This is a genomic window from Streptomyces sp. TLI_171, from assembly GCF_003610255.1.
GTDB lineage: Bacteria > Actinomycetota > Actinomycetes > Streptomycetales > Streptomycetaceae > Kitasatospora.
This window is the reverse complement of the sequence record NZ_RAPS01000001.1, coordinates 5867856-5890385: the sequence shown is the minus strand read 5'-3', so window position 1 is coordinate 5890385 and position 22530 is coordinate 5867856. Positions and strand designations below refer to the sequence as shown.

The window sequence follows — 22530 nt, the reverse complement described above, 5'->3', positions numbered from 1 at the left end:
TGTGAGAAGTTGTGAGAGGCAGGCCCAAAAAACGATCAAGGGCCCTGCTCCACTTTCGTGAAACAAGGCCCTGACCTGCGACTTCGGAGCGAACTCCAGTCGGGACGACAGGATTTGAACCTGCGACCCCTTGACCCCCAGTCAAGTGCGCTACCAAGCTGCGCCACGTCCCGTGGTCGACTGCCCAGTTCCCCTCGCGGGCTCCCCGGCTTTCTGACCTTGCCTCCGGTCTCCCGGCGACGTGGAAAACAATACAGCACGTCGGGGGGTGCTCGCTGCCAGGTTTTGGGGGTGTGGCGGGGGCGGCTCAGGGGGTGGGGTGGCGGGCGTCGTAGCGGAGGAAGGCGGGGCGGCGGGCGGCGAGGAGGAGGACGGCGGCGATGCAGGCGAGACCGCCGGTGAGGATGGAGAGGGTGGGGGTGGTGAGGGTGGCGACGGTGCCGGATTCGAAGTCGCCGAGGCGGGGTCCGCCGGCCACCACGATGATGAAGACGCCTTGGAGGCGGCCGCGCATCTCGTCGGGCGCGGCTACCTGCATCATCGTGTTGCGGAAGATCATCGAGACGGTGTCGGCGCAGCCGGCCGCGGCGAGCAGCAGCAGGCCGAGCGGCAGGTTGTGGACGACGCCGAACGCGGCGATGGCCAGGCCCCAGGTGGCGACGGAGGCCAGGACGGCGAGGCCGTGACGGTGGATCCGGCCGATCCAGCCGGAGAACAGGCCTCCGGCGAGGGCGCCGACGGCGGGGGCGGCGACCAGCAGGCCCACGATGCCGGGGCCGCCGCCGTAGAAGGCGACGGCGATCGCGGGGAAGAGGGCCCGCGGGAGGCCGAAGATCATCGCGGCGAGGTCGGCGAGGAAGGAGGTCCGCAGGTTGGGCTGCTCGCGCAGGAAGCGCAGGCCGTCGAGGACGGTGGCGCGCTTGCCGGTGGTGGTTTGCGGGAGCATCGCGGGCAGTCGCCACATCGCGTAGAGGGTGGCGGCGAAGGCGACGGTGTCGACCAGGTACGCGGCTTGGGCGCCGTACGCGGCGATGGCGACGCCGCCGAGCAGCGGGCCGACGGTCTGGCCGAGGTTCATGCCGATGGTGTTGAGGGCGTTGGCGGCGGGGAGCTGCTCGCGCGGGACGAGCCGCGGGATCATCGAGGACCGAGCGGGCGAGCTGACGGCGAAGAAGCCGCCCTGGAGTGCGACGGCGACGTAGAGTAGGGCGACGGAGCGCAGGTCCAGCAGCGCCTGGGCGGCGAGCAGCGCGGAGACGGCGGCGAGCCCGCCGGAGCCGGTCATGCCGAGCCGGCGGCGATCCACGCGGTCGGCGATGGCCCCGCCGTACAGGCCGAAGACGACCAGTGGCAGCAGCGAGCAGAGTCCGACCAGGCCGGTGGCGAAGTTGGACCGGGTGAGGTCGTAGACCTGGACGGCGACCGCGACGGCGGTCATCTGCTGGCCGATCGCGGAGACCGACTGCCCGAACAGCAGCCGCCGGTAGTGGGGGCTCTCGCGCAGCGGGGTGAGGTCGGCGAACGCGCCGCGGGTGAGGCGGCGCAGTCGGGACGTCGGCGGGCCGGTCTGCCGGGACCGGCCTGACGGCTCGGCGGGTGTCGGGGGCTCGGTCGATCCGGACCGGTCCGACGGGTCGGCCGGTCCGTTGGGTCGGGAGGGCGTTTCGGTTGGCACCCCGCCATGGTCGTTCAGCAGTTCGGCGAGCTTGCGGGCGGGGTGGCCACCTTCCCGGCGACCGCCGGGAAGGTCAGCCCAGCAGGGTGCGGGTGAGGAGCGCGGCCAGCCGGTCGTCGAGCGGTTCGCGGCTGGCGAGCAGCCGGTACCAGAGCGCGCCGAACGCCAACTCGACGGCCGCGTCGGGGGTGAGCTGCGGTGCGAGCGCCCCGTCCGCGTGGGCGCGTGCGACGAGGACGCCGAGCGCTTCGCGGCGTGGTCCGAGCAGGGTGTCGCGGAACCGTTCGCCGAACGCCGGGTCGATCTGCGCCTCGGCCATCAGCGCGCGCAGTGCGTCCACGGTGGGCGTGGTGGCGGCGGCGAACGTGGCGGACAGGAACACCTGCAGGTCAGCGGCGTGGTCGCCGGTGTCGGGCAGCGGGATGTGCTGCCGGGCGTGCGCGGTGACGGCTTCGAGCAGGACGTCCGCCTTGCCGGGCCACCAGCGGTAGACGGTCTGCTTGCCGGTGCCCGCGCGGGCGGCGATGCCCTCGACGGTGAGCCGCGCGTAGCCGTCCTCGGCGAGCAGCTCGTACGCGGCGGCGAGGATCGCGCGCCGACTCTCCTCGCTGCGTCGACGGCCCGGACGCACCGGAGTTGACGCATCGTCAGCCGCTGCGTCGGGGCCTCGTTGCCCCGAGGCGGGGTTCGCTTGCTCGATCACGGACACCACGCTACCGTAATTCGAGACGAGACGTCGCGGTTCGAAATAGCTGCCGCGACCGCCGCGCCAGCACATCGATCGCATCGCACAGGGGAGAAGCAGCACATGAGTGAGCGCACTGCACTGGTGGTCGGCGGCACTTCGGGCATCGGACTCGCCACCGCACGCCAACTGCACACCGCCGGCGCGACGGTGCACGTGGTGGGCCGCAGCAAGGAGCGCCTGGAGGCGCTCGCGGTCAGCGACCCGGAGCTGGTCGGGCACCGCGCGGACGGCGGCGACCGAGCACAGATCACCGAAGTCCTGAAAACCATCGGCAGCTTGGACTGGCTGGTGGTCGCACTGAGCGGCGGCGAGGGCGCGGGCCCGTTCGCCGACCTCGACCTGGACGTGCTGCGCAGCGCGTTCGACGCCAAGTTCTGGGGGCAGTTGACCACCGTGCAGGCCGCCCTGCCGCACCTGGCCGAGGACGGGTCGATCACCCTGCTCACCGCCATCTCCGCCCGGACGGGACTGCCGGGGGCGTCGGGGCTGGCCGCGGTGAACGGGGCGCTGGAGTCGATGATCCGGCCGCTCGCGCTGGAGCTGGCGCCGCGCCGGGTCAACGCGGTCTCCCCCGGCCTGGTCGACACCCCCTGGTGGGGCGGCCTGCCGCAGGACGCGCGCGACGCCTACTTCGCCCACGCGGCAGGCCAGTTGCCGGTCCGCCGGATCGCCGCCCCGGAGGACGTCGCCGAGGCGGTGGTGCTGGCCGCGACCAACCGCAACCTCACCGGCACCGTCCTGGAGGCGGACGGCGGCCTGCGGCTGGTCAGCATCAACTGACCAGCTCCACCGACGCCCCCGGCACCCCGCCCCCGACATTCGGCTGCCGGCCATCGGCCGGCGGTGATCAGCGTGCTGCCACAGCCGTGGTCTGCGCGACGCCGAGGATGTGCCCTCCCATGCTGAACGCGGTGACGGCCGGCGGTGTCGCGGCCGGCAGCGCCAGGCTGGGCGTGTCCAGGGCGTAGACGGTGATCCGGTAGTGGTGCGGGCGGTCGCCGACCGGCGGGCAGGGGCCCAAGTAGCCCTGCGCACCGGCGTCGTCGGCGCCCGTCACCGCACCGGGCGGCGGGGTGTCGGCCAGGCCAGTGGCGGTGGCGGGCAGGTCCCAGGTGAGCCAGTGCCAGAAGCCGGAGCCGGTCGGCGCGTCGGGGTCGAACATGGTGACGGCGAAGCTCCGGGTACCGGCTGGGGCGCCGTGCCAGGCCAGGCGGAGCGGCTGGTTGCCGCCGTCGCAGCCGAAGGCATTCGCCCAATGCGCCTGCGGGAAACGGCCGTTCACCAGGTCGGGGCTGCTGACGACGAACCGGGGCAGGCCGCTCGGGATGCCCGAGCGGACCGAGACGCGTCCGAACTCGGGTGAACCCTTCGCCACTTGGGCGCTCGATTCGGCCGCCCCGAACAGGGCCAGCGGCACGGCGGTGGCGGCGGACAGCAGCAGGGCGGCGGTACGGGACGGACGTGACACGGTGCGACTCCCATCGCGGGGCGGTGCGGACTGCTCCAACCCTCGCGTTCTGCAACCGCGTTGGGGAGGTCGCGCCGATGGTGGCATCCGGCGTACCAGGTTCGGCCCTGGACGGTCCGCCCGCCCCGCGGCGATCATCGAGGCATGACCGCGATCACCGGAGGGCCCACCCGACGGCCACTCCCGCAGGCGGAACTGGCCGCCTTCCTCCGGGCCAAGCGCACCGCCCTGCAACCCGAGGACGTCGGCCTGCCGCGCGGACCGCGCCGCCGCACCCCGGGGCTGCGCCGCCAGGAGGTCGCCCAACTCGCCGCCGTCAGCGTGGAATGGTACGTCCGCCTCGAGCAGGGGCGGGTCGGCACGCCCGGCACGGCCGTACTCGACGCGGTCGCCGAGGCGCTGCGCCTCACCCCGGACGAGCGGCGTCACCTGCACCTGATCGCCCACCGCGCGAACCCTGGCCGGCCGGCCGCCGACAGCGTCGCCCCGCTCCGTGACTCACTGCGCCAACTCGTGGACGGCATACCGCTGTTCCCAGCCTACCTGACCGACCAACCGGCTCGACGTGCTGGCCCACAACGCGGCCGCCCGCGCCCTGTTCGGCCCCGCGTTCGGCACCGGACCGGCGAGCAACACCGCCCGCCTGCTCTTCCTCGACCCGGCCATGCGGGCCAGCCAACTCGACTGGCAGCAGGTCGCCCGTGAGACCGTCGGCCACCTTCGGGCGGGTGCCGCCCGCCACCCCGAGGACCCGGGCCTCCCGCTGCTCGTCGACGAACTCCGCACCGCAAGCCCGGAGTTCGCCCGCTGGTGGGACGACCACACCGTCCTCGACCGGTCAGCCGGCACCAAGCGCGTCCACCACCCCGATGCGGGCGTCCTCCAGCTCCACTACGACATCCTCCGCGCCGGCCCGCACCTGCTCTACACCCTCACCCCGGCCGACCCCGCCACCGACCGCGCCCTGCGCCGCCTCGTCACCGCCCACACCACCCGCACCGCCGCCACCCCCACCGTCCGCCCGATCACTGCGGCCTGATCACCGCAGCCCGACCACCATCGCCCGATCACCATCGCCTGATCACCACTGGCCACTGGTCGCCGTCCGATCGCTGCTGCCTGCTGCAGGACCGCCGCGTGTCCGAGGGCCGGCGGATACTGAAGACATGCCGCCCACCGCGTCCTCGCCGTCCGTCGCCGCTCGCATGAGCCGACAGGTCTCCCGGGACACCGTCCAGGAACTCGCGGTCCGCCGCCTGCTGTACCACTCGGGCCTGCGCTACCGGGTGAACGCCCGCGTCCCCGGCATGCCTCGCCGCACGGTCGACATCCTCTTCCCCGGCCCGCGGGTCGCGGTCTTCCTCGACGGCTGCTTCTGGCACGGCTGCCCCGAGCACGCCACCAGTCCCAAGTCCAACGCCGACTGGTGGCGCACCAAGCTCGACCGCAACATCGCCCGCGACCACGAGACCACCGCCCACCTCATCGCTGAAGGCTGGGCCGTCCTGCGCTTCTGGGAACACCACTCCGCCGAGGACATCGCCGCCCTGGTGCAGCAGACAGTCACAGCCCGCCGAGCCACCCGGCGACAAGAGGCCTGACCGGACGAACGAGCCGACAGAGCGGCCCGGACGATCTAACCTTGTCGCGTCATTCAGAGGCGACGCGGAGACTACCGTGCCGTCGCGGCCACTCACGGAGGTACGGCTTGGAGCCACCCAGGTTCTCGTCGCTGGAGATCTGCTCCGGGGCAGGTGCGCAGGCTCTCGGGCTGGAACAGGCTGGCTTCGATCCGGTGTTGTTGATCGACAACAGGCCGCAAGCCTGCGAGACGATCGCCAGGAATCGGCCGCATTGGCAGGTCCGTTGCGAGGACGTCGTCGACTTCGATCCGGCCGACCACTCGGGAGCCTACGACGTCGATCTGCTCAGCGGCGGGCTTCCGCGGGTCAAGTCGCCTGCGGCTGTACGTCGGGCCGCGGACGAGGGCGAACGGCACTTGCTGAAGGCGGCCATCTGGTTGCTGACCGCGGTGCGGCCCCGGGCGCTGCTGCTCGAGAACGTGCCTGATCTGATCGAGAAGAGCGCGTTCGCGGACGACAGGTCGTGGATCGAGGACGAGTTGGCACATGCCGGCTATCGACCTCATTGGAAGGTGCTGAACGCAGCGGATCACGGCGTACCGCAGAACCGCCGGAGCGGATTTCTGGTCGCTCTGGCCGACGGATGCCCAGCCGACTTCGTCTGGCCCGAGCCCGACCCCGGCCCGATCGTCACCGTGGGCGAGGCTCTTGGCGAGTCTATGGCGACGCACGGGTGGCCGGGTGCGCGACGCTGGGCCGCGCAGGCCGACCGCCCCGCACCCGCGTTGGTCGGCGGATCCGACCGCCGTGGTGGGCCGGACCTCGGCCCGACGGGCAGCAAGCGAGCGTGGGCCTCACTCGGGATCGACGGCAACGGCATTGCCGATGACTACCCGGGCGCCGACTTTCCGTTGGACGGCACTCCCCGCCTCAACGTCCGCCAGACCGCAATGATTCAGGCCTTTCCGGAGGACTGGGTCATCCATGGACGCAAGACGGCCGCGTATCGACAGATCGGGCACGCAATGCCTCCTCCGCTTGCCGCAGCAGTGGGCCGCGCCATCGCAACTGCGCTGGGCGGCTAGGATCTCCCCCATGCACTCCGTCGCCGAAGCCCCCCACGCGATCCTCGATCCCGGGGCGGCCGGCGACCCGGTGGCCGAAACCCCCTCCCCGCAGGATCGCTCCGAGATCATCGACCTGTTCGCGGGCCCCGGCGGTCTCGACATGGCCGCGCATGCTCTGGGGCTCACGGTGACAGGGGTCGAGTGGGACGGTGATGCGTGTGCTACCCGGGTGGCAAACGGCCTGGCCACTCGGCAGGGTGACGTCCGGAACTTCGGCCCCGCCGACTTCCCGAAGGCCGGGATCCTGGCAGGCGGTCCTCCGTGTCAGACCTTCACTGTCGCAGGCAACGGCGCCGGTCGCCGTGCCTTGGACCAGGTGATCGCCTACGCCCGACGGATGGCCCTCGGCGAGGACGTCCGGGCTGAACTCGACGCACAGAAAGACCCTCGCACCGGTCTGGTACTCGAACCGCTGCGCTGGATCCTGGAGGCATTGGAAGCAGGTCTCCCCTACCAGGTAATCGTGCTGGAGCAGGTCCCCTCGGTACTCCCGGTCTGGCACGAGTACCGACGTATCCTCGAAAAGCGCGGCTACTCCGTCAAGTGCGACGTGCTGCACACCGAGGAGTACGGCGTTCCGCAGACCCGACGACGCGCGATTCTGATCGCTCGTCTCCTCACCGACTCCAACGCCTTGCTGCATCAACAGGTGGAAATGCCGGCTCCGACCCACCACCGCTTCCACAAGGGCCGTCCTCGGCCGGTCTCGGGTCACGGTCTGGAACCCTGGGTGACAATGGGCGAGGCACTCGGCCGGAAGGACGCATTCCAGGTCGTGTCCAATTACGGGACAGGTGGCGACCCCAAGGTCCGCGGCCAACGCACCTCGGACGAACCAGCCTTCACCGTCACGGGCAAGGTCACCCGGAACCGCGTGGTGCCCGCCGGCCAGAAGCCGGACCCCAACACGGACGGCCGGTTCAGCGACCGGGAGGCGGGCCGGTTGCAGACCTTCCCCGCCGCGTACCGCTGGTCCGGCAGAGCCGTGGCCCAGCAGATTGGCAATGCGATCCCACCCCGGCTCGGGGTGCATGTGCTCGCAGCCGCACTCGAACTCGGCTCGGAAGATATCCAGGCCGCCCTGAAACGACTCGAGAACTGGCACCCTCCTCAGCAGACCGAGGTCGAGGACAACGGGAACCAAGGTCTGTGAGGCCCCGAGAACCGGGGCTCCGCACCAACGGATTAATCTGACTCCGTCGGGAGCTTTCGACTGCGGTCGCGCAGCGGCGCCTCGTCACTGAGTTCCTGGAACATCCCGGTGAGCTGTTCCACCGAGGCCCGGCGTGCCGTTCCGTCCTCCGGCCCGTCGGGCAGACGGTCCCAGGGCACCGCGGGCGCGCTGTCCGTATCCTCGATCCACGCCAACAGCGCTTCCTGGTCCGGCAGTTCGTCGGGGGCCAGAACGTCGTACAGCAGCGTGCTGCCCACGGAGTTCACAGCTGTGCACAGCGCGTTGACCCGGTCGCCCAACCTGGTCGCCCCGGCTCGCAGCAGGTTCTCCAGCACGCGCACCATGGCCAAGGCGGTCGGCTTGTGGTCGATTGCGTCGAGGCGCAGCGCGGTGTTGAGCATGTCCTGGTTTCCGCACGCCACCTCGACCGGTCGGTAGTCGGGTCCGTCCCGGAACATCTCGGCGGCCCACCAGAGTCGAGCGAATGCCTGACTGTCGTGGGCGCCAACAAAGCGCGGGGTGTTGACCCTGTGCGCGGTACCGTCCTTGGCCCCCCCCGTGGCGAGGTGGCGCCACAGCACGTAATCCGGGGCAACCGCCAATGCGAGGAAGTTCCAGACTTCCGGGCGGGCAGCCTCGGCGCGGGTCATTCGAAGAGTCGCGTGCAAGCGTGGTGCCAGCCAGGTGTCGGCTTCCGTACGCGTGTCGCCGAATCGGGCCATCGCTTCGTCGATGATCTCCCGCAGTGGTGCGGTGTTCCAGCGGGTCGATCGGTCCTCGATCGGAGTGACCCCCCGCAGGATCGCCACTTGTGGGAGTCGCTCATGCCCCGAACGCACGGCGTTGGTGAGGTACTTGGACGCCACTGCAGAGGGGAGTAGCGCGAGCCGATCGGGAACATCAGCAGCAGGCCGGTTCAACGGGTTCCGCCTTCCTGGGGTCGGGACAGCGCGCGAAGAGCGGTGGTCAGGTTCTTCGGGGTCTGGGCCCGGCGCGACGCCGCAAACTGGATTCGCGACTGCAGTTCGGCCCACCCGTGGCCTTCGGTTCGGCGGCTGTGGATCTCCACAAGGGCATCCACGAGGGGCAGCCCCGGGAAGACGTCCGGGAGCATCGCGCGAAGCACCGGTTCCTTCCAGCCGTCCGGGACCTGTGGGGTCCCGTCCTCGTCGACCTCGAGGTCTCCGACAGCCGAGTGGAACATCGCGGTCCACGCGTCGCCGGCGATCTGGGTGGCGATCAGCCCGGCCGCCGCCTTCTCCAGCGGGCCCCGGGCACCGTCGAGCAGTGCCCCGAGTCCTTCGAATGAGGAGTTGAGCAGCACAGTGGGCAACTCACCGGCAGTCTCGACCAACCATGGGGCGTCCTTGAACGGCCTGAGCCAATCCTGGGGGCCGTCCCTGAAGTCCTCCTGAACAATCTCGATATCGCGCTGTCGGACGGCTGCACGAGCGAGGAGGTCCACCACCCAGGGCAAGTCGCCGGTACCGATGACGCGCCCGTCGATGCCGTCGTAGGAGCCAACTACGCTGACCTGAAGAACAGCGCGGGCCACGTACATGGATCGGCGGACGCGCACCTCTCCCCGCCATCGCGTGTCGCCGCGTCGACGTTCGAGCCGTGTAACAGTGCGGGCGTTGGTCGTGCCCTCGGTCAGCACGGCCACGCAACCGACAGCAGCCCAGGGGCCGTCGGCCAGTTCGTCGTCGGGCAGCGCGACCTCCAGTTCGAGGGTGGCCTCTGCCCAGTCGTCGCGCCCGGCCAGGTGCAGCGCGACCACCTGTTCCCGCTTCGAGATCAGCGAGAAGGGCAACGCTTTCCCGTCGATACCGGCCTGCCGCACATCGACGTCGATCCGCCCTACGAGGGTCGGGTACGGGTACACAGTGCTCATGCCGAAGCCTCCTGGGCGTGACGGATGTCGACGACCACGCCGGCCAACCGCGCCGGGACGGGGTGGCTGGCAACTGCGGTGACCCCGGAGAACCTGGCCGACCGCACATCGGGCTCCACGACGATCCTGCCGTCGACCACTCGGCAGTTCTCGTTCGCCGTCAGTTCGGCCCAGGTGAGTGTGGGCCTGCTTCCGGAACGGACGTCGAACTTGGCGATCGGTACGAGCTGCCAAGGATCGTCACGCTGCGGGACCTTCAAGGTCACTTCGAGGGTCCACGAACCGGAGGCGTCCACCCGGCCGGCCACCCGGTCCACCACCGGGTACCCCTCGGTTCCCCGCCGCCCGCCGGCGGCCGGGAGGTCGAGGCGCAACAGGTTGCGGAGCACCTCGGGGCCGTCGCCGGTCGGCTGCATCGCACGCCGCCCGACCACCGTCCGTAGGGCGGCATCGACAGCCGTGTTGAACTCGGTGAGCCTGCGCGGCGCGTTGAGGTACGTCGCGGTGAGCTCCTCGGTGGTGCCCCACCGGTCGTGCTCCGGCGGCTCGGCGGCCCGCAGGAACGCCTCGGCGGCACGTACCGACTCATCGTCGTCCCCGGTGGCGAATCCAGCGAGCAGTACCGCCTGGAAAGGGTCCACCCCGAGCCCGAGGCTGCGCGGGCGCCTGGTCGTCACCGTCATCCGGGTACCGCGCATGCACACGATGCGGCTGTGCTCGACGTCCAAGTCGTCCGCGGGCGTCACCAGCAGTACGGTCCGGTGTTCGTGACTTCCCCCTCCGCGTCCGGCCGAACGCAGCGCGGGAACGTCGAGCACCACGTCAGCAGCCACGACCTGGTCCGCAGCGGTTAGTTCTGGGACGGTCTCGCCGTCCAGGTGAGCCCGCAGAGCACGGGTGAGCGCGGGATGACGCTCCGTCGGGTCGATCCGGCGTTCCTCGACAACGGTCACCCCGTCCTTCATCGCCCGTACCGAGGCCTCCAGCACCGCAGAGGTCGAGCGACCGGAGGTCATGGCGGCCCAGAAGTTGTCGGACAGCGCCTCGACCAAGGCGTCGTAAGTCTCCTTCAACGTGCTGCTGCGCCCTGCAGCATCGTGGGCCCCGACGATCAGGAACGACGTGCCGGGTTCGTCGTTGTCACGCTCCAACCAGAGGTCCGCGACCGTCCGCTCGTCGGCCCACCAGGAGCGGGACACGTTCTCGTGCTCCTTCTCGGTGTCCGGCTCGCCGAGCCACGCCGGCCCGGCATACGCGACCCCGTCGACCACCCGCCACGGCAAGTCGAGGCGACCCACGACTCGGCGTGCCGTCCGGCCTTCGTGGCTCTCCGACAGTGTGCTGTTGATCAGTACCAGACCGAGCCGGCTGGTCGCCCACAGGGTGGCCTTTCCCAGGCCGTAGGAGCCGCCCGCCCGATCGTCGCGCTTGTGGCTGTCCAGCTGCCGTCGCACCACTGCGGCGAACCGACCGTCGCCGTATTCCGGCCCGGTGAGGCCGGACGCGTTGTAGTCGTCGACCCTCAGCAGGAGCAGGGAGGACTCCTCCCGCAGTAGGCGCAGACCCTCGGCGAGCACCCGGCCGACCTTCTGCCGGGATCGGGCCGCCACGTCGTAGTGAGGCTCCAGCTCGTTCCACTTCAGCGCAGTCAGGAACTTGTTGAGGTGCTCCCCCGTCAACTCGTGGAGAGTGAAACGCACCCGTACCGGCCTCGCAGTGTCGTACCGTTCGTCCATACTGTTCTGGGTCGCCTCACGCGCCAGCACAGCCAGGTTGGCGTCGAAGGCGAACGCCGCCGCGTTGCCGTACTCGCGCCCACCATCCGCGTGCGCGAGCCGGTGGTGCCAGGTGACCGGACGGGCCGAACCCGCGTCGGTGTCCCTGATGACCACGGTGGCGAGATCCGTATCGAGGAGCTGGGCGATCCTCGGCATGAGCTCAGGCCTCGGCTGTGCCCGTCCGGTCACCCACGCCGATACCGCCGCCCGTGTCAGGCCCAGTTCCTCGGCGAACTGCACCTGCGTCATCCCGCTCCGTCGCAGTTGGCGACCGAGCCAAGCACCGAAGTGTTCGCTCTCCTCCATCGTTCCTCTTCCGATCCCGCCCCCGGCCGCTCCAGGTGCCGCACATCGACAGAGTATCAGTCCGCTTGACAGGGCCACACTCGTCAAATCATCTTTGACGCAGCCGCCCTCCATGAGCGCCAGCATTGGATCGAGAAAAACTGCGGAACGAGCTGAATCCGCAATGGCGACTCCCTTTTCCCGCAGCGTGAACGAGAAAGTGGACAGGAACCGCCGGAGGCGGCTAAGGTCAGGGCTGCGGAACTCCAACTCCCTCGCCTTGAGAAGCAGTTGGGGCCGGGAACCGCAGGTCATGACATACCCATATCCAAATTCGGAACAGGGCGGGGAAAACAGTGGCACACCTGAGGCGAGTTGCTCGTCACGTCGAGAACTATCGTGCACAGCCGGATGACGAAAGCAGGGAGAGGTATCTCCGTGAAAACTGCCTCGACCTGCCCGCGCTGATGCGCGACCACGAGGCGTACCTCCAGCAGCAGCGCGCCTGGGCAGCGGCAGCGACTCCCCCGACCTCCGGCACGGGGGAGTCGCTGCATTCTGTCGCCCGCCCGCGGCGGACGGCGCGTCACGGCCGGTCGCGCGTGCGTCCCACGATGCCCCTCGGCACCCACCGCCCGGGTACCCGTCGCACGTACCGGCGCCACATTCAGCGGCAGGTCCTGCGAGGGGTTACGAGGACCACCACCACGGTCGTAACCCGCACGACCATCACCACCGTCACGGTCGAGCGCTGACCGCGGAGTCCCACCCTGCCCGGGTGCCGGCACATGTCGGTGCCGGCACCGGGCTCCTCTCCTCACCTCGCCCCATCCACGGCCGGGGCTTCTCCCGAGACAGGTGCTCCTCTCCATGACCGACCCGCAGTCCGCCCTTCCCGTCATCGCCACCGTGCTCCGTCAGTCCGCCGTCGTCCTGGAGACCTACCGGGTCGACCCCGGCCTGGTGCAGGAGCATGCGAACGGGGAGCGCCGCATCACTCAAGGCGGATACGGGGAAAGGCAGTTGTTCGAGCTGGTGCAGAACGCGGCGGACGAGATCGCCGCCACCCCGGGGGGGAAACTGCACGTTGTCCTGACGGACGACTACCTCTACTGCGCCAATGAAGGCAATCCCGTCACACCGCAGGGCGCCGAGACGATCCTGCGAATGAGCGTGTCCCGCAAGCGCGGTGGGCAGATCGGTCGGTTCGGTGTTGGCGTCAAGTCGGTGCTGTCGGTCAGCAACAGCCCGCAGTTCTTCAGCGAGAGCGGAGACTTCGGATTCGACCGCGACTGGTCCGCAGCGGAGATCGCCCAGGCGCTCGGGGTGAGTGGCGAGTTGGGCATGGACACCCCAGTGCTGCGGATGGCCCGGCCGTTGGACCGGCAGCAGGAGATCGCGGACGACTCGGTGCTGGAGAGCCTTCTGCAGTGGGCCACCACAGTCGTCCGGCTGCCGCTGCTGCCCGGCGCCGCGGAACGACTCGGGTACGACATCACCGGTCACAAGTTCCGCGACGGGCGGGAGATCAAGCCGTTCCCGTTCCACTTCCAGCTGTTCTCCTCGCACGTCGGGCAGGTGCTGCTGCTCGACCACCGCAACATGCCGCCGGTGCGGCGGGACATCACCGTTGAGTGCAAGGGCATCGGCCGGGTTCTCAAGGAGATCACCCGTGGCGCGAAGCCGACCACGGAGTCCTGGAAGGTCTTCTCGGTCGCCCACTCCCCCACGGACGACGTTCGCGACACCGCCGGCGAACTGCACGACCGTCCGATGGTCGACGTCTCCTGGGCCGTGCCCGAGTACGAGGTGCGCAACGCACTGCACACCGTGCCGGTCGGCAAGGGCGAGTTCTGGGCGTTCTTCCCGACCAAGTACGAGGTCTCGCTGACTGGCATCCTCAACGCGCCGTGGAAGACGAACGAGGACAGGCAGCACCTCCTCGACGGCAGTCCGTTCAACCTCGAACTGCTTCAGGTGGCGGCCCGGTTGGTGATCGACAGCCTTCCCGCGCTGGTGCCCGCCGAGGACCCGGCTGCATACCTCCCGCTTCTCCCCGGCCGTACCAAGGAGAAGCTGAACTGGGCGGACGACCACTTCCTCCGGCAGGTCTGGTCGATGGCCGCGCAGCGTCCGTCGCTGCCGGACCAGAACGGCGTGCTCCGGATCCCACGGGACCTGCTCGTCCCTCCGGCCAACCTCGAGAAGGACTGGCTGCGGATCTGGTCGGAGTACCCCGGGCGTCCGTCCAACTGGGTGCACCCCTCGATCGACTTCGCCGACAGCAAGACCCGCCGCGGCAAGATGAACCACATCCTCGAGGCCGCCGGCCTCGCTCCGGAGGACGTCCGGACGTGGTTGGAGGCATTGGTCGCGGACGGTACCCCTGAGGCGTCCTGCCACGCCATCGAGATCCTGTCGGCAATGGTGACGCACGATCAGACGAACCGGCTGCTTCGCGACTCCGACATGACTGCCGAGGCACGCAAGGCTCGCATCGTGCTGACGGAGGAACACGGAATGGTCGCGCCGGTGGCCGGCGAGATCTTTCACCGGACCTCGGACGACTCCTTGCGCGACGACATGGTCTACGTCGACCCGCGGATCTCCGGCCGGCCGGAGATGACCCGGCACCTTCACGCCATCGGCATCCGGGTGGCCGATGCCCAGGGCCGCTTCGAGGGCGTGCTCGACCAGGGCTTTGACCTGTACGACAGTCAGGCTTGGACGAACTTCTGGGTGCTGCTGCGCAGCGCCGGAGGCAGCGCGCAGGTGGAGCGGATCCGCGCCAAGGTGCCGAAGGCGCTGGACACCCTCCAGGTGCGCACGGTGGACGGTCGGTTCCGGCGCATGCGCGACTGCTTCCTGCCCGGTCCGGTGGTGCCAGGCGACGGAACCCGGGACGCGTCGATCGCCGTCGACCTGACCTTCCACGACAGTGATGGTCCGGTGTTCCGCGAGCTCGGCCTAACCGATCGGCCGAGCCCCAATCACCGCCCCGAGCTGGAGCCGTGGTTCGAGGAGTACCGGGAGCTGGTACACAACGGCTACCTGCGCACACTGCCGGCCAACGCGCCCCGGCCCGCTCTCGGCCGGTTGACCGTCGAGGGCAGCGCCACCGCAGGTCCGCTGCACCTGCTGCGCGAGCTCTCCGAGGAAGGCCGGGCCGGCTTCGTCTCCGCGCTCCCGGAGCTGGGCATCGTCCAGCAGTGGACCAGCCAGTACGGCGCACAGACCGGCACCCGCAAGGCTGTCGTCTCGCCGTTCCGCTGGATGATCAACAAGTACGGTCTGGTGAACACCTCACTCGGCCGGACCAGGGTGTCCGAGGCCGTCGGCCCGCAGTTGAAGGAGTACGCCGCGGTGCTCCCAGTGGCGTCGATCGGCCCGGACCTGGCCCGGCGACTCGGCATGCCCACCTCGGCCGACGAAGTACCGGCCGACCGTTGGAGCAAACTGCTGGACCGGGTGCTGACGAGCGAGGACGACGCATTCGTCGGTCGCGCGTACGCCCAGCTCTTCCGGGTCGGCTTCGGCTTCCCTGAGGGCGTGCTGACGCGGTGTCGGGTCGGGGCCGGGTGGGAGGAGCGCCTGGACGGCGACATCGCGGTGGCAACCAACCAGGCCGAGTACGAGGAACTGGTGCGTGAGCAGTTGCCGGCGCTGCTGGTCGCCGACCGGACGGATGCGGCGACGGCGAAGGCCATGATCGAGGAATGGGGGATGTCGAAAGTCTCGGACGTCATCACCAAGGAACTCGCCCCCGTCAAGGTCGGTGCCGCAATCCCGCTGTTCGACGTGTACACCACGGCCCGGGCCCGGCTCGGCAATACCGGTAACAACCTGAAGATCCAGCGTTGTTCGAGCCTCGACCGGATCGTCCGCACCTCTGCAGGCAGCACGCCGACCGCGATCAAGTCGGCCCGGAAGGGCAATACCTTGTACGTGCTGGACTCGCTCGACCGGCTGCAGGTACTGGTCGCAGCCGACACGGAGTTCAAGTGGGGCTGGGGCGCCGCCGGTTGTCGGCAGGTCCTGGAACACCAGGACCGCCAGGAGCAGAACCAGCAGTTGCAGGAACGGCTGCACGCGGTCCGCGAGAGCGAGAGCGTCATCGACAAGATCGCCCTGCTGATCGGGCGCGAGGCCCTTCAGCGCGGTCTGCCGCCGGGCCTGCTGGACAGCGAGTTGGAGGAGAACGGCGGGGAGGAGCCGAGCGAGCGGCGGATCGCCGAGATGGCGTTCAATTCGCACGGCGAGTCGATCCTCCGGGTGCACGAGCGGGACCTGTCGTTGGAGTTCCCGACTCGCGCACCGAGTTCGTTCAACGGTAGTGAGAAGGCCCGCAGGTTCGTCGCGGACCTGAACTTCCCGGACTCCTTCGCAGGTGCGCGGGTACCGTCCCTGGACGCCCGCTTCGAAGTCGACGGGCCGAGCGAGTTCCCGTCCCTGCACCCGTACCAGGAACAGCTCGCGCAGTCGTTGTTGGAGTTGTTGGAAAGCCCGGCGCCGCGGCGCGGAATGTTGGGCATGCCCACCGGCGGCGGCAAGACCCGCGTCACCGCCGAGGGCGTCATCCGGTGGATCCGTGAACGGGAGGAGCTGCCGGGTCCGGTGCTGTGGATCGCACAGACCGAGGAGCTGTGCGAACAGGCCGTGCAGAGCTGGAGGTTCGTGTGGTCGAAGGTCGGGCCGGAGATGCCACTGGTGGTCAGCCGACTCTGGTCGAGCAACGAGGCAACTCCGGTGGACGGTCGGCCGCACCTGGTGGTCGCCACGGACGCCAAGCTGGCCCGCTGCCTGGACACCGTCGACTACGCCTGGCTGCGGGAGAGCACCTCGCTGGTCGTGGTCGACGAGGCGCACACCGCGATGTCCCCGCGCTTCACCGAACTGTTCGCTCTGCTGGATCTGACGCACCATCGGACCGGGCGGCACCTGGTCGGGCTCACCGCAACACCGTACCGGAACAACGAGGAGCTGACCCGGCTGCTCGTTCAGCGCTTCGGTGAGCGGATCGACGCGAACGTGTTCCAGGGAGATCTGGAGCAAGCCATCAAGCAGTTGCAGGGACTGGGTGTGCTGGCCCAGGTAAAGCATCGGGAGCTGGCGGGCGGCCAGATTTCCCTGAGCGCCGACGAGTTGAGGCAGTCCGAGAGGTTCGCCACCCTGCCCAAGGGCGCCGAGCAGCGGCTCGCCGACGACCATGAACGCAACCAGCGGATCGTGGACGAGATCTCCGGTCTGCCCGCGGACTGGCCGGTCCTGGTGTTCGCCACGTCGGTAGCACACGCCAAGTTCCTCGCCGCCAAGCTCGGTGACCGCGGGATCACCGCATCGGCGATCGACGCGAACACCCCGATCGCGGAGCGCCGGCAGCGGATCGACGCTTTCCGCAAGGGAAGGATCCAGGTGATCACCAACTACGGCGTGCTCACCCAGGGCTTCGACGCCCCGGCGACCCGCGCGGTGGTGGTGGCCCGACCGACGTACAGCGCGCACATCTATCAGCAGATGATCGGTCGCGGCCTACGTGGCCCCCGCAACGGCGGCAAGGAGACCTGCCTGATCCTCAACGTCCGGGACAATGTGACCAACTACGGCGAGAAGCTCGCCTTCACCGACTTCGAGTACCTGTGGAGTGAGGCCAGGTGAGCGCCTTCGTCGAGGAGCACCCACTGACCGCTGAGCAGCAGACTGTGGTGGACCAGCCCTGGGACGCCCGCGTCCTGGTCACCGCCGGGGCCGGTGCAGGCAAGACGTACACCTTGGTCCGACGGCTCGACGCCCTGGTGGAACGGGAGGAGTTGGAAGCCGGCGAGATCCTGGTGCTCAGCTTCTCCCGAGCCGCAGTGCGCGAGTTGACCGAGCGGATCGAGCGGCACGCGACTGCCGCGCAGCGGGTCCGGGTGCAAACCTTCGACGCCTGGGCAGCGGCGCTGCTGGCCCGTGCGTACCCGGAGCCCGACTGGTCCACGGTCGACTTCGACGGTCGGATCGAGGCCGCCATCGAGGCGATCGATCACGGAGCAGTGGAGGTCGGAGAGCACGGGGTACCCGCCCACGTGGTCATCGACGAGGTACAGGATCTCGTCGGGGTGCGTCGGGAGATGGTAGAGGCGCTGCTCGACCGGTTCCAGGAGGAGTCCGGATTCACGGTGGTCGGCGACTCCGCACAGGCTGTTTACGGATTTCAGGTGTCAGATCCGGACCAACGGGCCGAGGAGACCGATCGGTTCCTGGACTGGGTTCGAGCCAGTTTCGGCGAGGACCTGGCCGAGCTGCACCTCAGCGACAACTTCCGTGCCCGAACCGACCTGGCCCGCATCGCTCTACCGCACGGTGCCCGTCTGCATCGACTGTCACGCGACCCGGCGCGAGCCGCGGAGGAGGCGGAGCGCATCCATGGTGACCTTCGTTCGCTGCTCCTGACCACACAGAACTTCGGCAGCCTGGACGAGGAGTACGTACAGCACGCGCTGCGCGACTATCCCGGCACCACGGCGGTGCTGTGCAGGGACAACGGCCAGGTGCTGACCCTCTCGGGGCTGCTGTCCAACGCCGGCATCCCTCACACTCTGCAGCGATCGGCACGGGAGCGTTCCGCCCCACCGTGGTTGGCCGAACTATTGGGTGTCACCGGGGCTTCGTTGCTGAGTGAGGATCGCTTCCGTGAGCTTCTCGCCGAACTGAAACTGCCGAGGGAGGATTCGCCCGGTTCACTGTGGCGTTCGGTGCGCAAGGTCGCAGGTGGACCGCGCGGAACCGTGGAGGTCCCCGCATTGCACCGGGCACTCGCCGAACAGCGGCTGCCCGACGAACTGACCACCGTTCGATCCGCCCCGGTGGTCGTGTCTACCGTGCATCGGGCCAAGGGCCTGGAGTTCGACCGGGTCCTGGTGGTCGAACCGCGGACACTGAAGGCACCTCGCCGGGTGGAGAAGAAGAAGTACGACTACGACCCGGCGGCAGAGGCCCGACTGCTGTACGTGGCAATGACCCGGGCACGCGACGACCTGTACGTTCTCGACGCACCGAGTTCCTGGCTGGTGCGCAAGGACCGGCGGCTTGACCGCTGGTACCTGGGCGGCCGCAGCTCCTGGGCTCGCAACGGCATCGAACTTCTGGGCGACGATGTCTCGCACTCCCTGCCACCCGGCACCGAGGACTTCTTCGCGGACGCCCGGGACTTGACGGAGCATCTGCGCACCGGGGTGTCCGTCGGCGACCCCGCCGAACTGGAGCTGCTCCATACGATTCCGGTGGCCGCCGACCAGTCGCCCCCGTATGCCGTGGTGGTCGCGGGCCGCCGGATCGCCGTCGTCTCGGAGCGGTTCCGCACCGATCTGCAACGGATGCTCCGCCGCAACCTGAACGCATCGGTGGAGAACTGGCCGCCGCTCATCTCGGGGCTGCGGGTCGACTGTGTGGAGAGTGTGGCGGGCGACCCTGCCGCAACCGAACGAGCGGGCTTGGGCGAGCACGGGGTGTGGTTGGCTCCGCGGGTCAGTGGACTGGGGCGGTTCCACTGGTACAACGGGCAGACGGACGGAACCGGCGGGAGCACAGAGTGAGCGAGTCGATCCACCAAGCCCACTACGCCTTGCGCGACGCCCTCTCGGAGTCGCTGCGTGACGATCTGCTCGGCCCCGTGGGTGGTCCGGAGGAGGTGCTCAGCGGCGACGCACCGATCACCATGTACCCGGTCGGGGTGTTGTTCCCCCGTACCCGGCCGGACGAGGGCCACCGCGAACCTTCAGAACAGGAGCATGCGCAGGACGGTCTGGACAGCGTGCCGATCACCCGCGGCACCGACGACGATGCTGTCGATCTGGGCGTGTCGCTGGCCAACATTCGGATGCCCTCGTCATTCGGACTGACCTTCGCGGTGAACCCCCGTGTCGCTCCGCGGCTGCGGTTCACTGTCCGGGCGGCGGTCTACCTGCCGGAAGACGAGAACGGTCACCCGGTCGCCGCGCGCCGGACCGAGGCCCGAAGCACCGGGGCGCAGAAGGAACACTGGCGGCGTGTCCAACTGCCTCTCGAACCCGTGGTCCTGGATGTGACGGTGCCCGGGTTCGTCAAGCCGCCGGCCCCGCTCCACCCCGGTCTCGACCTCCGGGTCCTGGTCCGCCCTGCCTCGGACCAGCACGGTACGGTGACCGTCACGGCGACCGTGGTGAACACCCACGAGGTGGGACAGTTCGACCTGCGCGACGCGCATTGCTTCTACCAACCGGCCCTGGAAGTTACTGCCGCGGAGGGCACAGAGCCTCCATTCGTGGCGCGGCCTGCAGTCGACGGCACCGCCGACCGTGAACTTGCGCTCAGCCGAATGCTGCACCGGCACGTGCCGAGCTTCGCCATCGGGCATGGTTGCGCCGCGCACTGGGACTGGACACCTCCACCTATCGGGTCGAAGGACAACAAGCTCGCGGCAGTCGCCGTCGTCCGGACCGAGTTCGTACCCTCCCACGAGGTGCTGCTGACCGACTCCAACCCGGCGATCTCCACCGAGGCACTTACCATGCGCGGTCTCGGCACCGCGCCCACCGATGAGGTCGTCCAGGCCCTGCACCGGATGCTCGACGGATACCGCGAGTGGATCGACGGCTTGGCTGAACAGAGCCTGTCGCTGGCCGACACCGAGCACGGCCCGGCCGCAGCCGAGCAGTTGGAGCGATGTCGCCGCACCCTCCGCCGGATGCACGAGGGTGTGGGCCTGCTGGCCGATCCGAACCGGCCCGAGATCCTGCGCGCCTTTCGGCTGACAAATCTCGCCATGGCGGAGCAGCGCGCCCGGACTGCCTGGATCAAGGGCGGCAGAACGGGGCGTCCCGACGTCTCGTCAGGTCGCTGGCGGCCGTTCCAGATTTCCTTCGTCCTGATCTGCCTGGCGGGCATTGTCGATCCCGAACACGACGACCGGGACGTTGCCGATCTGCTCTGGTTCCCCACCGGTGGTGGCAAAACCGAGGCCTACCTCGGGCTGATCGCCTTCACCACCTTCCTGCGCCGCGTGCGCGACGGTGGACTGGGCGGGGGTGTCACCGTCCTCATGCGTTACACGCTGCGGCTCCTGACGCTCCAGCAGTTCGAACGTGCCGCCACACTGATCTGCGCCATGGAAAGGATCCGGGCGGCCGACCCAAAGATGCTGGGTGGCGAGGAGATTTCGATCGGCATGTGGGTGGGCCGGTCCGCCACCCCCAACCGCCTGTCCGTGGCGGCCGAGAAGCTGAAACAGCTGTGGGCCAACCCGCGGCTGGACCTGGCGACCGAGAACCCGGTCCAGTTGCGCACCTGCCCGTGGTGCGGCGAACCGCTGTCCCCGATCGACTACGCGGTTGACGAGGCCGCGGGCCGGATGACGATCGCCTGTCCGTCCGTCGACTGCGACTTCCGCACCGGTCTGCCGGTGCACCTGGTCGACGATGCCGTCTACCGGGCCCGCCCCACTCTGGTGATCGCCACCGTCGACAAGTTCGCGTCGCTTCCGTGGCGCCCCGAGTCGGCGGCCCTGTTCAACCTGGACGCACCCGCCGGCACTCGGCCGCCGGAACTTATCGTCCAGGACGAACTCCACCTGATCTCGGGCCCATTGGGTACCTTGACCGGCCTCTACGAGACGGCCGTGGACGCCCTCGCGGGCTGTCCCAAGGTGGTCGCGTCGACCGCGACCATCCGCCGCGCCGACGAGCAGGGTGCCAGGTTGTTCGCCCGCCGGGTCGACCAGTTCCCGCCTGCGGGCCTGGACTCCCGTGACTCCTGGTTCGCGGTCGAGACACCCCGGGAGCGCAAAGCGGCCCGCCGGTACGTGGGCCTGTTGACCTCCAGCACCAGTCAGACGACGCTGCTGATCCGGGTCTACGCGGCGCTGCTGCACCGGGCGCAGACCGCAAAGGGCGCCCCGGAGGTGAAGGACGCGTACTGGACGCTGGTCGGTTACTTCAACAGCCTGCGGCTGCTGTCCGCCGCCGAGCTCCAGGTGCTGGACGACGTCCAGGAGCGGCTCGACTATCTGTCGGTCCGCGACGACGGCGTTCGGCGTCGGGTCGATGCGATCACCGAGTTGAGCAGCCGGGCCAATTCCAGTGACATTTCCCGCCGGTTGAAGGAGATCGAACGCTCCTTTCCGGAGCGGGACGTCCTCGACGTCCTGCTGGCCACCAACATGATCTCGGTCGGTGTGGACGTCGACCGGCTTGGTCTGATGGCGGTCATGGGCCAGCCGCAGACCACCGCCGAGTACATTCAGGCCACCAGCCGCGTCGGCCGGCAGCACCCGGGGCTGGTGGCCGTGATGCTCAACTCCGCCCGTTCCCGCGACCGGTCGCACTACGAGGACTTCCAGCACTTCCACTCCGCGCTGTACCGCGAGGTCGAGTCGACCAGCGTGACGCCGTTCTCGGCCCGGGCCAGGGACCGCGGCTTGCACGCGGTGGTCGTGGCGCTGGCCCGGCTGTTGCTACCAGTTGCACGGCCGAACGAGGCGGCGGGCAGGATCGAGGATTTCCTCGAGGGCCTGAACAGCGTCGTCGCGACGGTCCTCCTCGACCGGGTTGCCGTGGTCGATCCGAGCGAACTCCGCACAACCACCGAGGCATTCGAGTACTTCGTCGACGAATGGAGGTGGCTCGCCGAGAACAATCCCGGTCTGGTCTACGAGGCGCCTCGGGGCACCCACGCGCCTGCGCTACTGAACGGCTACGAGGACGAGGCCTCGGATGCCTGGCCCACTCTGTGGAGCCTACGCGACGTCGATGCCTCGTCCACCTTCTTCGAGGAGCGCTGAATC

At 69.2% G+C, this 22530-nt stretch carries 14 protein-coding genes, 1 tRNA gene and 1 pseudogene; 9 read left to right on the top strand and 7 right to left on the bottom strand.

All coding sequences use genetic code 11. The annotated features are described in order from the left end of the window. Positions 1-99 precede the first annotated feature (99 nt). The 3 genes from BX266_RS26495 to BX266_RS26485 form a co-directional block, all read right to left on the bottom strand. Positions 100-173, bottom strand: a tRNA-Pro gene (locus tag BX266_RS26495). A gap of 134 nt (positions 174-307) precedes the next feature. After that, positions 308-1546 carry an MFS transporter gene (locus BX266_RS26490; protein ID WP_099908338.1) on the bottom strand — a complete coding sequence of 413 codons (1239 nt, stop codon included), beginning with the start codon at positions 1544-1546 and terminating at the stop codon, positions 308-310. 202 nt (positions 1547-1748) lie between these two features. After that, a complete protein-coding gene (locus BX266_RS26485; protein WP_259464860.1) occupies positions 1749-2378 on the bottom strand; it encodes a TetR/AcrR family transcriptional regulator in 630 nt (209 codons plus the stop codon). Between the two features lie 105 nt (positions 2379-2483). Here BX266_RS26485 and BX266_RS26480 point away from each other — a divergent pair, with 105 nt between their 5' ends. After that, positions 2484-3203, top strand: a complete 720-nt coding sequence (locus BX266_RS26480; RefSeq protein ID WP_099903794.1) for an SDR family oxidoreductase — start codon at positions 2484-2486, stop codon at positions 3201-3203. A 67-nt stretch (positions 3204-3270) separates the two neighbouring features. Here BX266_RS26480 and BX266_RS26475 read toward each other — a convergent pair whose 3' ends face one another. Next, positions 3271-3891 (bottom strand): YbhB/YbcL family Raf kinase inhibitor-like protein, encoded by a 621-nt coding sequence (locus BX266_RS26475; RefSeq protein ID WP_259464859.1) that lies wholly within the window; start codon positions 3889-3891, stop codon positions 3271-3273. A 144-nt stretch (positions 3892-4035) separates the two neighbouring features. On the opposite strand from BX266_RS26475, the pseudogene BX266_RS41230 reads away from it, so the two are divergent. The 5 genes and pseudogenes from BX266_RS41230 to BX266_RS26455 form a co-directional block, all read left to right on the top strand. Further along, a pseudogene (locus tag BX266_RS41230) lies at positions 4036-4263 on the top strand (XRE family transcriptional regulator); the annotation flags it as partial. A 193-nt stretch (positions 4264-4456) separates the two neighbouring features. Continuing rightward, the gene (locus BX266_RS40155; protein ID WP_259464858.1) at positions 4457-4930 is read left to right on the top strand and encodes a hypothetical protein; all 474 of its coding nucleotides are present in this window, start codon (positions 4457-4459) and stop codon (positions 4928-4930) included. Positions 4931-5057: 127 nt separating this feature from the next. Beyond that, a complete protein-coding gene (locus BX266_RS26465; protein ID WP_099903792.1) occupies positions 5058-5492 on the top strand; it encodes a very short patch repair endonuclease in 435 nt (144 codons plus the stop codon). 107 nt (positions 5493-5599) lie between these two features. Further along, positions 5600-6559 (top strand): DNA cytosine methyltransferase, encoded by a 960-nt coding sequence (locus tag BX266_RS26460; protein WP_099903790.1) that lies wholly within the window; start codon positions 5600-5602, stop codon positions 6557-6559. 10 nt (positions 6560-6569) lie between these two features. Further along, a complete protein-coding gene (locus BX266_RS26455; RefSeq protein ID WP_099903788.1) occupies positions 6570-7754 on the top strand; it encodes a DNA cytosine methyltransferase in 1185 nt (394 codons plus the stop codon). A 32-nt stretch (positions 7755-7786) separates the two neighbouring features. Here BX266_RS26455 and BX266_RS26450 read toward each other — a convergent pair whose 3' ends face one another. The 3 genes from BX266_RS26450 to BX266_RS26440 all read right to left on the bottom strand — a co-directional run bounded on the left by BX266_RS26450 (position 7787) and on the right by BX266_RS26440 (position 11753). After that, positions 7787-8584, bottom strand: coding sequence for a DUF6339 family protein (locus BX266_RS26450; RefSeq protein WP_310794805.1), 798 nt, complete (start codon positions 8582-8584; stop codon positions 7787-7789). Between the two features lie 107 nt (positions 8585-8691). Then, positions 8692-9669 (bottom strand): hypothetical protein, encoded by a 978-nt coding sequence (locus BX266_RS26445; protein WP_099903784.1) that lies wholly within the window; start codon positions 9667-9669, stop codon positions 8692-8694. Continuing rightward, positions 9666-11753 carry a helix-turn-helix transcriptional regulator gene (locus tag BX266_RS26440; RefSeq protein WP_099903782.1) on the bottom strand — a complete coding sequence of 696 codons (2088 nt, stop codon included), beginning with the start codon at positions 11751-11753 and terminating at the stop codon, positions 9666-9668. Before BX266_RS26440 ends, BX266_RS26445 begins: the two co-directional genes overlap by 4 nt. An 849-nt stretch (positions 11754-12602) precedes the next feature. Between BX266_RS26440 and BX266_RS26430 the strand changes: the two genes are divergently transcribed. From BX266_RS26430 to BX266_RS26420, 3 genes are read left to right on the top strand one after another with little or no spacing between them, the layout of a single operon-like run. Then, positions 12603-17387 (top strand): DEAD/DEAH box helicase, encoded by a 4785-nt coding sequence (locus BX266_RS26430; RefSeq protein WP_099903778.1) that lies wholly within the window; start codon positions 12603-12605, stop codon positions 17385-17387. Continuing rightward, the gene (locus BX266_RS26425) at positions 17384-19306 is read left to right on the top strand and encodes a UvrD-helicase domain-containing protein (RefSeq protein WP_099903776.1); all 1923 of its coding nucleotides are present in this window, start codon (positions 17384-17386) and stop codon (positions 19304-19306) included. Before BX266_RS26430 ends, BX266_RS26425 begins: the two co-directional genes overlap by 4 nt. Beyond that, complete coding sequence (locus BX266_RS26420) at positions 19303-22527, top strand: helicase-related protein (protein ID WP_099903774.1); 3225 nt, start codon at positions 19303-19305, stop codon at positions 22525-22527. Before BX266_RS26425 ends, BX266_RS26420 begins: the two co-directional genes overlap by 4 nt. The last annotated feature ends 3 nt before the right edge of the window (positions 22528-22530 follow it).

Coding starts and splice junctions, on each gene's coding strand:
- BX266_RS26430 (WP_099903778.1), top strand. CDS start 12,603: ATGACCGACCCGCAGTCCGCCCTTCCCGTCATCGCCACCGTGCTCCGT.
- BX266_RS26455 (WP_099903788.1), top strand. CDS start 6,570: ATGCACTCCGTCGCCGAAGCCCCCCACGCGATCCTCGATCCCGGGGCG.
- BX266_RS26440 (WP_099903782.1), bottom strand. CDS start 11,753: ATGGAGGAGAGCGAACACTTCGGTGCTTGGCTCGGTCGCCAACTGCGA.
- BX266_RS26480 (WP_099903794.1), top strand. CDS start 2,484: ATGAGTGAGCGCACTGCACTGGTGGTCGGCGGCACTTCGGGCATCGGA.
- BX266_RS26445 (WP_099903784.1), bottom strand. CDS start 9,669: ATGAGCACTGTGTACCCGTACCCGACCCTCGTAGGGCGGATCGACGTC.
- BX266_RS26465 (WP_099903792.1), top strand. CDS start 5,058: ATGCCGCCCACCGCGTCCTCGCCGTCCGTCGCCGCTCGCATGAGCCGA.